This window comes from Candidatus Dormiibacterota bacterium (assembly GCA_035532035.1).
Lineage (GTDB): Bacteria > Vulcanimicrobiota > Vulcanimicrobiia > Vulcanimicrobiales > Vulcanimicrobiaceae > Tyrphobacter.
In genome coordinates this window covers 150,043-160,932 of the sequence record DATKRS010000004.1, presented here as the reverse complement: position 1 = coordinate 160,932, position 10,890 = coordinate 150,043, and the positions used below count along the sequence as shown (strand labels likewise).

Below are 10,890 nucleotides of genomic sequence, written 5' to 3'. Positions count from 1 at the left end.
TATACACTGTGAGGAATAATCATGCAAGGCCGCTGGTCGTCAAGTACGGCGGCTCCGCGTTGGCCTCAGAGCCCGATCCCGTCATCGCCGAAATCGCCGCCCTCCACCTCGCCGGCCACGCGATCGTCCTCGTCCACGGCGGCGGCCCAGAGATCGACCGCGCCCTGGCGGAGCGCAGCATTGCAACCGAGCGCATCGGCGGCCACCGCGTTACCGATGCCGCCGTGCTCGAAACCGTCGAAGCGGTGCTCTGCGGTACGATCAACAAGCGCCTCGTTCGGGCCCTCTCGACGCTGGGCGTGCCCGCGGTCGGCGTCAGCGGTGAAGACGCGCGTACGCTCGTTGCCGAAAAAATGCTCGGGCAGCATGGCGAGGACCTGGGCTTTGTCGGCGAGATCGCCGACTGCAACGTGGCGCTCGTGCACGCCCTTTTGAACGCCCACATGCTACCCGTGATCGCGCCGCTCGCCGTCGCGCGCGACGGCTCGCACGCCTACAACGTGAACGCGGACCTTGCAGCTGCAGCAATTGCCGCGAGGCTGACGGCGTCTTCGTTCGTGCTGATCACGAACGTGCCTCGTGTGCTGCGCGACCCCGACGATCCACAATCGGGAATCGATCGCATGACGGCCGATGAAGCGCTCGCCTTCGCGAAGAGCGAGGCCTGCCGCGACAGCATGAAGCCGAAGAGTCTCGCCGCCGCAATCGCCGTGCGCGGCGGAGCCGCTGCAGCGTACGTCTGCTCTGCCAAACCAGATGCCGTCGCAAGAGCCCTCGCCGGCGATGCTACGACGATTGCCTGACTATGGCGGCGCGTTCTCCAGGACCACGAAGCTGCGGTTGCGATCGAGCGCGGCGCAAGGCTTCCTCTCCAGCGATCGATGCCTTCCTCGCAGAGCCGGATCGGCTCTGCGAGCTCATCGCTCGTACACCCAGAGCATGACGGCACGCGGCACCATCGCGCGTTCGATCGGCCGCAAGCGCCCGTAGGCGCCCGCTTCGTCTTCGTTCGGCGACACCTTGAGCGGAACGCGAATCACGACGGGGCCGCGGTCGGCGCTCGCGCTCACGCGATGCACCGTGGAACCGATCCACGCGCTCTTCGCCCGAAACGCGTCCGTGACCGCACGCGGGCCGCGAAACGCAGGGATCGTGCTTCCATCGGGCATGCCGACGTCGTCGCGTTCCGGGTCGAGCGGCAAGAATGCCGGATGCAGATTTAGCAGCTCGCGGAACGTGCGGATGAAACGCGTGTCGAGCAGATGCATCCACCCCAGGAGCAGCACGAGATCCGGTTCGAGCTCGGCAACGGCATCACACAACCGCGCGTCATACGAGGCGCGCGATTCCCGTCCGCGCTCCCACGGAAGTGCGACAGACGGCACGTTGCTCGCTCGCGCTCGCTCGAGCACGCCGGCCCCGGCGACGTTGCACACGACCGCAGCGACGTGCAAGGGAATCGTCCCGTTCGCGGCCGCAGCTGCGAGGGACTGGAAGGTCGAGCCCTCTCCCGTTGCCATGACGACCGTGCGATACCGGTGCGCGGACCAGCGCAGACGGTCGTAGCGTTCTACCACGCGCGCGCCGCTGTGACGCGCGTAGTACGCGATCAGCCTCTCGTCGCCGACGCCGCCGATCAGCGCGGTCGCGTACCCATGCCTGCGCAATCCGCACAACGCGAGCGTGAGCACCGAAGGCCCGAGGACGCTCCCGCGTTCTTCCGGCGCGACGCCGAACGGCCCGAACACGCCGACCCCGGGGCGCACGGCCATCGCGCGCAGCCACCGATAGCGTAGCGTGCGCGGCGCAAACGTCGCAAACGCCACCGGCGCCCCGCCGCGCGTCGCAACCACGTTCGTTCCGACAAAAGCCTCGCCGCTCCACGCTCCTCCGAAGACGAGATCGATCCAGGAGAGCACGCGATCCTCTGCACCGTCGCATTCGTTGACCGCACAGCCCGCCGCTTCGACTCGTGCGATCGCTTGCGCGCGGGCGCGTTCGTCGTACCGCTCGTCGAGTGCGACGGCGAGGTTGACGAGCTCGGTCACGCTCAGTCTCGCGCCGGGTGAACCACGACAGCAGGTTCGTCGCTTGCGCGCGCTTCGATCCAACCGACGATCTTTGCGCGAGGCACCGCTGCAACGGCACGTAAGGCGTCGTTGAGCGGAACGACGAGCGTGTACCCGATCCCCATGTTGAGCGTCCGATAGCGTTCGTCGTGCGAGAGGCCGGCGCGCCGTATCAACTCGCGTTGAATCGCGGGAACCTCCCAACGCGCCTGTTCGAAGATGGCGCTGACTCCCGGCGGCAGCGTGCGTGGGACGTTCTCGAGCAGCCCGCCGCCAGTGATGTGCGCCATCGCCTTCACGTTCGCAACGGCCCGAACGGCCTGCACGGCCGCGAAGTACGACGGATGCTCCGCGAGCAGCGCGTCGGCGTACGTACCGCCGAGCCCAAATGCCTGCGTCCACTCATTCGACGGAATGAGCGCGCGAGCGAGCGAGTATCCGTTTGTGTGCAACCCGACCGCGGGCAACCCGACGACGGCGTCACCCGGCTCGATGCTCGCGCTATTTGGAAGATCGTCGAGCGCGACGATCCCGACGATCGTCCCCGCCAAGTCGAAGTGTTCGGGCGCGTAGACGCCAGGCATCTCGGCCGTCTCGCCGCCCAGCAGCGCGCATCCGTGCTCGCGGCACGCGCGCGCGCAGCCGCCAACGATGCGTGCTGCGACCTCGGGATCGAGCCGACCCACAGCGAGGTAGTCGAGGAAGAACAGCGGTGTTGCGTTGGAGACGAGAATGTCGTTGACGCAGTGGTTCACGAGGTCGGCTCCAACGTCGTCGTACCGGTGCATCGCCGCCGCGATCAAGAGCTTCGTTCCGACGCCGTCGGTCGAGGCGACGAGCGCGCGGCGCTCGTCGCCGGGGAGACGAAAGAGTCCTCCGAATCCGCCGACGGCATCCACCTGCGACGGATGTCGCCATTGCTGGAGCAGCGCCTTGTACCGCGCGACGGCTTCGTTCCCGGCGCCGATGTCCACGCCCGAGCGGGCGTATGCGTCGCTCACCGCGAAGACGATCCCGACCTACTGCGCATTCCGTAACCTCTTTCACTCTTCGAAAGGCAGACCATGCAAGTTCGCATCGCTCACGATGCGCCGGAGAACGCGCGCGCCGGCGCGCTCGTCGTCCCCGCCTTCTCCGATACCCCGTTCTGCAACGCGGCCCGCGCCGCCGACGCAGCACTCGCGGGAGCCCTCACGGACGTCGTCGAGAGCGGCGAGTTCAAAGGCAAGCTCTGCGAGACGACGCTCGTTCACGCGAAGGAGCGCCCCTTCCGGCGCGTTCTCGTGGTTGGGCTCGGCGACCGCTCTGCGTTCGAGCCGAAGCTCCTCGCGCGGTACGCCGGCGCCGCCGTGCGCGCGCTCGGGCGCAAAGGCATTGACGACATCGCCATTACGTTGCCGGACGAAGCTGCGAACGACCCGCAGGCGTGCGCGGCGGCCGTCGCCGAGGGCGCGCGTACCGGCGTCTTCGAAACGACGCTCTACCAAGCCAAGCCGGAGCGGCCGCTCGCCGTGCGCGAGGTTGCGATCCTCGCGAGCGAAATCGACGACGCGGCACTCGAGCGCGGCATGCATCGCGGCGTGGTGACCGGCGAGGCCGTGAACTTGGCGCGCCGCCTCGCGGTGACGCCTGCGAACGACATGACGCCGACGCATCTTGCGGATGAGGCGACGAAGGCCTGCAAAGACGCCGGCGTCGCCATCGACGTGCGCGACGCGCAGTGGGCGCGCGAGCAGAACATGGGGTCGTTCCTGTCGGTCGCACAGGGAAGCGCGCAGCCGCCGAAGTTCATCGTCATGCGATACACGGGAGATACCGCGAGCAAAGAGCTCCTTGCGCTCGTCGGCAAGGGCATCACCTTCGACACCGGTGGCATCTCGCTCAAGCCGCCCGAGCGCATGGAGGACATGAAGTACGACATGTCCGGCGGCGCCGGCGTCATCGCGGCGATATGGGCTATCGGAAAGCTCAAACCCCGCGTCAACGTCGTCGGCATCGTCCCGGCGACGGAAAACATGCCCGGCGGCCACGCGACGAAACCCGGCGACGTCGTCAAAGCCATGAACGGCAAGAGCATCGAAATCATCAACACCGACGCGGAGGGCCGCTTGATTCTTGCCGACGCGCTCTGCTACGCAAACGCGCTCGGAGCAACGCGCATCGTCGACGCGGCCACGCTCACGGGCGCCTGCGTCGTCGCTCTCGGTCACGTGACCGCGGCGTTGGTCTCCAACGATGACGCGTTTGCAGAACGCTTTCTCGCCTGCGCGCAACCGACCGGCGAGCGCTTCTGGCGCATGCCGCTCTACGACGAGTACGGCGATCAAATGAAGAGCGACATCGCCGATTTGAAAAACACCGGCGGTCGTGATGGAGGCGTGCTGACCGCTGCCGCCTTCCTCAAGCCCTTCGCGGGTGACACCCCGTGGGTGCACCTCGACATCGCCGGCACTGCGTACCTGGACCGCGCTTCTGCATGGTCGGCAAAGGGGCCGACGGGCGTCCCGGTTCGCTCCTTCCTTGCAATTGCACAGGAGCTGTCGAAGACATAAGCATGGAATCGAAGATCGTTCACGAGCGAAAGAATCCCGAGGCGCGACCCTACGAGCCTGCGAAGGCTCCGGTGTTCCGGCGACTGACGGCCGCCGCCATCAAGCGCCGCAAGCGTAAGGAGACGTTTCCGCTCGTCACCGCGTACGACGCGCCGTTCGCGCGCTTCGCGGAAGAGGCCGGGATCGACGTGATTCTCGTCGGCGACAGCCTAGGAAATGTCGTCCTCGGCTACGACGAAACCACGCCGGTAACGATGGAGCAGATGATTCATCACGCGCAGGCCGTCGTTCGCGGAACCTCTCGCGCGCACGTCATCGTCGACATGCCGTTCGGTTCCTACCAAGTGTGCGACGAAGAAGCGCTGCGCAACGCGATCAGGCTCGTGAAAGAGGGCGGCGCGTGCTCGGTGAAGCTCGAGGGAGGCGTTCACGAAGCCGACAGGGTCAAAGCGATCGCGCGCGCCGGGATTCCCGTGGTCGGCCACATCGGCATCACACCGCAGACCGCGGGGCTCGGCCCCGGCTATAAGATGCGTACGCATCGCGACCGTCTCCTCGCCGACGCCCGGGCGATCGAAGCCGCCGGAGCCTACGCGGTAGTGCTCGAGGTAGTCGACGCTGAGATCGCACGCGAGATCACCGAGTTGCTCACGATTCCGACGATCGGCATCGGCTCGGGAGCGTACTGCGACTCCCAGGTGCTCGTGCTCCACGACGTGCTCGGAATCTACGGGCACTCGCCGGGTTTTGCAAAGCGGTACGCGGAGTTCGGCCGCGAGGCAACCGAGGCGCTACGCGTCTATGCGGGCGAGGTCCGCAAACACATCTTCCCCGGGTAATCCCGTCTCAAGCGCCGCCGGCGCGAACGTGCTCGCGGTGCGCCGGAGGAACGCTCGGGTACGAGCCGGTCAAACAGCCGAGGCACATCTCCTCACGTCTGCGCTGCGTCGACTCGACCAATGCATCGAGGCCCAAGTATCCGAGCGAATCCGCACCCGTGTGCCGGCGAATCTCGTCGACCGTCATGTTTGCAGCGATCAACTCGTCGTAGGTCGCCATGTCGACGCCGAGATAGCAGGGGTGTAGGATCGGTGGAGAGCTGATGCGCAGATGCACCTCTTTCGCACCGGCCTCGCGCAACAATGCCACGATGCGCGGGGTGGTCGTGCCGCGCACGATCGAGTCGTCGACGACCACGACGCGCTGCCCGCGCAGATTCTCGACGAGCGGATTGAACTTCAACTGAACGCCTCGCGAACGCATCTGTTGATCCGGGCTGATGAACGTCCGCCCAATGTAGCGGTTCTTGATCAATCCCTCGATGTACGGCAGGTCGCTCTCGGCCGCATAACCGATGCCCGCAGGAACGGCCGAGTCGGGGACCGCCATGACGACGTCCGCTTCCGCCGGATGCTCCCTGGCGAGAGCGCGCCCCATCGCGTAGCGCGCCATGTAGACCGAGCGCCCTCCGAACTGCGAATCGGGACGCGCGAAGTAGATGTACTCGAACATGCACAGCGCTAGCCGCTGCGCCGGCAGCGCCATGCGACGCGATTCGATGCCGTCCGCCCCGATGCGGAGCGTTTCGCCCGGCTCGATCTCGCGGACGAATCGCGCTCCGACCGTGCCGAGGGCACACGACTCCGACGCGACGATATAGCCGCCTTCGTCGAAGGCTCCCAGCACGAGCGGACGGACGCCCCACGGGTCGCGAAACGCATACAACTCGTCGTTCGTGCAGAGCACGACCGAATACGCGCCGCGCGCGCGCAGGAGCAGGCGCGCGATGCGATCGATCAGGGGTCCGCGATCCTCCGCCAAGAGCTTGGCCAAGACCTCCGAATCGGACGATGCCTCTAACGTCCTGGAAAAGAGCTGCTCCCGCAACTCGTCCGTGTTCGTGAGATTTCCGTTATGCGCGAAGGCGACGTCACCGAGATCCGACCGTTCGAGCAGCGGCTGCGCGTTGACGACGATCGACGATCCCGAGGTCGAATAGCGCGTGTGCCCTACGGCGATGTGGCCGCTGAGCCCCGCAAGCACCTCCTCGTCGAAAATCGCGCCGAGCAATCCCATCGCTTTGTGCGAGCGTATCGTGTGACCATCCGCCGCGGCGATGCCGGCCGACTCTTGGCCGCGATGCTGAAGCGCGTAGAGTGCAAAGAAGGCAAGGCGCGCCGCGTCACGTCCCGGAGCAAAGACAGCGGTGACGCCACACATCTAACTCCTCCGGCGACCCCCCAGAATCTGCAGTAAGGCAAGAAAGATGTTCAGCCCGTCGAGATAGATGCTGACGGCCAGCATGACCGGCGTGGCGCCGCCGCCTCCGGCGCGAATCCGCGCGAAGTCGATGAGAACGTAGGCCGTAAAGATCGCGAGGACGAGGTAGGCAAACAGCGCCGGATGGATGATGCGTACGAAGAGCGAGACGACGCCGAGAACGATCAGCCCCAGCAGCGCGAGCGAGAGGTAGCCCTGAAAACGCCGCAGATCGAGACCGGTCGCGTAGACGATCGCTCCCAGCGCGAACATGCCGAGCCCCGTCGTCAGCGCGGCATCGGTGACGACGCCCGGGCCGACGCTGTGCGCGTACTGGCTGACGACCGGCGCGATCCCGATCCCTTCGGAAAACGTGAATGCGTAGAAGAGCGCGAGCGACAGCGGTTCGTTGTTGCGCGCGGCCATGCACCCAAAGAGCAGCCCGAACCCGACGAGCATCGCGATCAGCCCGAGCCCCGGCGCTACCGTTTGAAAAATCCACGCGCCAAGCGCGGTGATGCAAAAGCCCAGCGCCGAGATGCCGAGCACCTGTGCCAACAACGAATGCGTAGCGGCCGGCGCTCCGGCGAGCTGCGTGCGTTGCGGCTGATACTCGTACTGCATTACTCTGTTCCGATTTCGACGCGGGTTTCCGAACGCCTGTTCGAACGTGCTCCGCATCGAGCCGCTTCGCCGAGGGAGTGCTCGGCGGGAACCGAACAAAGGAGCCTAACGCTTCATACTTGCGTTGCGGGGTGTAGGGCCATGCGCAGAGCGTTCATGAGCACGACGATTGCGGCATTTCTGCTCGCAGCGTCCGTGCAGACCGGGTCGGCGAAACCCGGCGACCCGCTCGACGCGCCACCGGCTGGCCTCGTCCCCACCAGCGAGCATCTCTCCGAGATTCTCGCCGCGCACGTGCGAGCCGTCGGAACGCCCGTGGGGCCCGACACGGTCATCGAGGATTGGCGATTCACCGACAGCGGCATGACCGGAACCGAGCACTTGGAACGCGCCGGAATGGATTACCACTCGCGGATCGTCAGCGGGCCCTTCGTCGAAGAGTACGGACAGAGCAACGGCAAGCGATGGCACCGCGACTATGACGGCTTCGTTACGCCCACGACGACCACGGATAACTTGACGTTCTTCGCCGAGCGCGTCAACGAGGACGCCGCCGATCCGAAGAACGACGCGAGCGTCGCCGGAGTGACGCAAGGCGGAAATCCCGCGTACGTCGTGCGCGTGAAGCGGCAAGAGGACCGGCACCCCGAGTGGATATTCTACGACGTTGCCACCGGGCTCATACGCCGCGTCGAGTGGGTGACGGGCGATGACCGCAGGATCGTGAGCCTGTACGACGATTTCCGCACGGCCGGCGGCCTCACTACCGCATGGCACGTTCACGACGACTGGGATCCGCGCCAATTGGACGACGACTACGTGCGCACGGCCATGCAGGTCGGCGCGGCCGTCGATCGCGCGCAGTTCTTGCAGCCGTCCAGCACTCCGAGGAATCCACCGTCGAGCGTGGAGCTGCGCATTCCGGCACAAATGTACGACGACGGCACGATCATCATGCGCATGACGGTCAACGGCCGCGGCTTGGACATGCTGCTCGATACCGCGGTAAACGAGAACGTCATCGACGAACGCGTCGCCGAGCAACTCGGGCTGCCGACGTACGGGCATGTCGATCGCGGCGACGCAGACGTCATGTTTCCGTTCGAGACCTCGATCCCGGCCAGCACCATCGGGCCATTGGCCGAAACGAATGTGGCGATTCGCGCCGAGCCGTTCAACTTTCAGTGGTCGCGTCACATCGAAGTGGTCGGGGTTCTCGGCTACGACTTCCTCGCGAACAACGTGCTCAAGATCGATTACTATGCAGCGGCGATCGACGTCATGCCGGTTTCCGAGTTCGACGCGCAAGACCCCGTACCGGGCGGCATTAGTTATCCCCTCGATCTCGATGACGGGCTGCCATTCCTTGCGTTGCGCGTCGGAAACGTTACGAGCACCGACGTCTTGCTCGCAAACGAGATCGACCACAGCGAGTTCTTCGGCTCGTTCGTCGAAGCCCATAGCGACGTATTTCCGAAACCGGCGACCGCAGCCCGCCAGTCCGACGAGCTGCCCTTTGCCGACAACGGATCCTTTGGCCGGCGCATCGAGCGGTGGAGAGCGCAGCCGAGCGACGTGCACTTCGGAGCGGTCGACTTTCAGCAGCCGCTCGTACGCGCGTCGACGTATCCCTTGTACCTGAGCCAGGACCGCCCGGTCGACGGCGCCATCGGCTTCGATTTTTTGCGCTTCTTCGACGTATATCTCGACTATCCGCACGATCGCCTCATCGTCGCTCCCAATCACTACTTGCTTCAGCTCCAGCACCATGCGTAGTGCAAGCACTAGCGCCACCGTCGTCCTCGCACTTGCGCTGCTGCAGCCTGCGACGGCGTCGCCGGCGCTGCCGGCACGCAACGATCTCGCCTGGGTTCTTGAAGCATACCGCAGCGCACAAGGCGTGTGGGCGCCGGGGCGTCCGCAAACGCGCTCGTTCCAATGGACGATCGTGCAAGGCGGTCTGCGCGGTACCGAAACACACATCGTGTCGGGGAGCGACGAGCGCATCGACACGACGCTCGGCCCCAGCACGCAGGCGGAGGGAACCCTCGGCGGCGTCTCGTGGAGCATGAATGCGAACGCAGAGGTCGTTGTCGACAGTGGGATTCACCGTAGCCTCGCCATCGACGACGCAGCCCTTCGCGCTGCCACCGGCGCGCGCGGCCCCACGCGAGGCGTCCGCCTCGCCGGCCACGTCTTGCGGCCGGTAGACGAATACGACGTCCAGGTCGACCCGCCCGGCGGCGTGCTGGAAGATCTCTACATCAACGCTCGGACGTGGACGCTCGACCGGCGCGTCGTGCGCTATCCCGGTCACACGGTCATGTACGCCTATGACGACTATCGAACGACCCTCGGAATCCGGTTTGCGTGGCACGTGCACGAATCGATCGACGGCGGCCGCCAGGAGATCGATTTGCGCCTGCAAGACGTCGCGCTCGGATCGCCCGTGGACCCGTCGCGGCTCGCGATGCCCCAAAGCCGGTCCATCGTTTCGTTTGCAAAGCCACGGTCATCGCTTCCGGGTGAGATCGTCGGCGACCGCATCATCATTCCGGTTCAGATCGGAAGCCGAACGGTGAACCTACAGCTCGATAGCGGCGCGAGCGGCATCGCGATCGACCGTGGAATCGTCCGGGCACTCGGCTACGCCGAGTACGGGCGCGTCACGGAAGAGACCGCGGGCCCGTACGTCGAGAGCAGCGCGGTCATCCCATCGATCGTTATCGGGCCGCTGACGATGCACGACGTGCACGTAGAAAGCATTCCATTCGGCTCGCTTGCCGGTAACTATCCGATCGCGGGGCTGCTGGGATTCGATTTCATCGACTGCGTCGTGCTCCACATCGATTACGCCGACGGAACCGTCGAAGCGATCGATCCCAATGCATTTACTCAACCCGCGGGAACGGTATCGCTTCCCATCGCTCTGGACGACGGGGTCCCCGCGATCGCCGCACGTATCGGATCGGCATCCGGATTGCGGTTTCTCGTCGATACCGGCGCCGACCGCAGCATGCTATTCTCGAGCTTTGCAAAGAATCACGCAAATGTGATGCTCGATCGAGGACTCGGGACCGAGATGGAGGCGGCGTCTCCGTTCGTGGGGCATCTCGAAGGCGTCGGTGGCCGCATCCAGTACCGTCCGGTCCAGCTCGGACCCCTGACGGTTGCGTCGTGGACCTTCTCTCGATGGCTCTTTTACATGACGCTCGACCCTTCTTCGTTCGAAATCCAAGACTACGACGGGATCCTTGGTCAGGATCTGTTGCGGTATTATGATCTCTATCTCGACTACCCGCATCGGCGCATTCTGTTCGCGCCCAACGCGCGCTACGCAGAGCGATTCGCCCCATAGATCGCGCTCTGGGAGGGCCGCCCGGTCC

The 10,890-nt window shown here is 65.4% G+C and carries 9 protein-coding genes; 5 read left to right on the top strand and 4 right to left on the bottom strand.

The features are described from left to right. Window positions 1–8: 8 nt before the first annotated feature. Window positions 9–803, top strand: coding sequence for an acetylglutamate kinase (gene argB, locus VMV82_01385; protein HUY40209.1), 795 nt, complete (start codon window positions 9–11; stop codon window positions 801–803). 114 nt (window positions 804–917) lie between these two features. Here the strand turns inward: argB and VMV82_01380 are convergent, their stop codons facing one another. After that, on the bottom strand, window positions 918–2,048 hold the full coding sequence (locus VMV82_01380) for a formyltransferase family protein (protein ID HUY40208.1): 1,131 nt from the start codon (window positions 2,046–2,048) through the stop codon (window positions 918–920). 2 nt (window positions 2,049–2,050) lie between these two features. Further along, on the bottom strand, window positions 2,051–3,070 hold the full coding sequence (gene purM / locus VMV82_01375; protein HUY40207.1) for a phosphoribosylformylglycinamidine cyclo-ligase: 1,020 nt from the start codon (window positions 3,068–3,070) through the stop codon (window positions 2,051–2,053). A 63-nt stretch (window positions 3,071–3,133) separates the two neighbouring features. Between purM and VMV82_01370 the strand changes: the two genes are divergently transcribed. Beyond that, window positions 3,134–4,621 carry a leucyl aminopeptidase gene (locus VMV82_01370; protein HUY40206.1) on the top strand — a complete coding sequence of 496 codons (1,488 nt, stop codon included), beginning with the start codon at window positions 3,134–3,136 and terminating at the stop codon, window positions 4,619–4,621. Window positions 4,622–4,623: 2 nt separating this feature from the next. Continuing rightward, complete coding sequence (gene panB, locus VMV82_01365; GenBank protein ID HUY40205.1) at window positions 4,624–5,460, top strand: 3-methyl-2-oxobutanoate hydroxymethyltransferase; 837 nt, start codon at window positions 4,624–4,626, stop codon at window positions 5,458–5,460. A gap of 7 nt (window positions 5,461–5,467) precedes the next feature. Here panB and purF read toward each other — a convergent pair whose 3' ends face one another. Then, entirely contained in the window at window positions 5,468–6,841 is a 1,374-nt protein-coding gene (gene purF / locus VMV82_01360; GenBank protein HUY40204.1) for an amidophosphoribosyltransferase, read from the bottom strand. Beyond that, window positions 6,842–7,504, bottom strand: coding sequence for a Bax inhibitor-1 family protein (locus VMV82_01355; GenBank protein HUY40203.1), 663 nt, complete (start codon window positions 7,502–7,504; stop codon window positions 6,842–6,844). A gap of 141 nt (window positions 7,505–7,645) precedes the next feature. Between VMV82_01355 and VMV82_01350 the strand changes: the two genes are divergently transcribed. Next, window positions 7,646–9,280, top strand: a complete 1,635-nt coding sequence (locus VMV82_01350; protein ID HUY40202.1) for an aspartyl protease family protein — start codon at window positions 7,646–7,648, stop codon at window positions 9,278–9,280. Next, entirely contained in the window at window positions 9,273–10,862 is a 1,590-nt protein-coding gene (locus VMV82_01345) for an aspartyl protease family protein (GenBank protein HUY40201.1), read from the top strand. The genes VMV82_01350 and VMV82_01345 overlap by 8 nt, the downstream gene beginning before the upstream one ends. The last annotated feature ends 28 nt before the right edge of the window (window positions 10,863–10,890 follow it).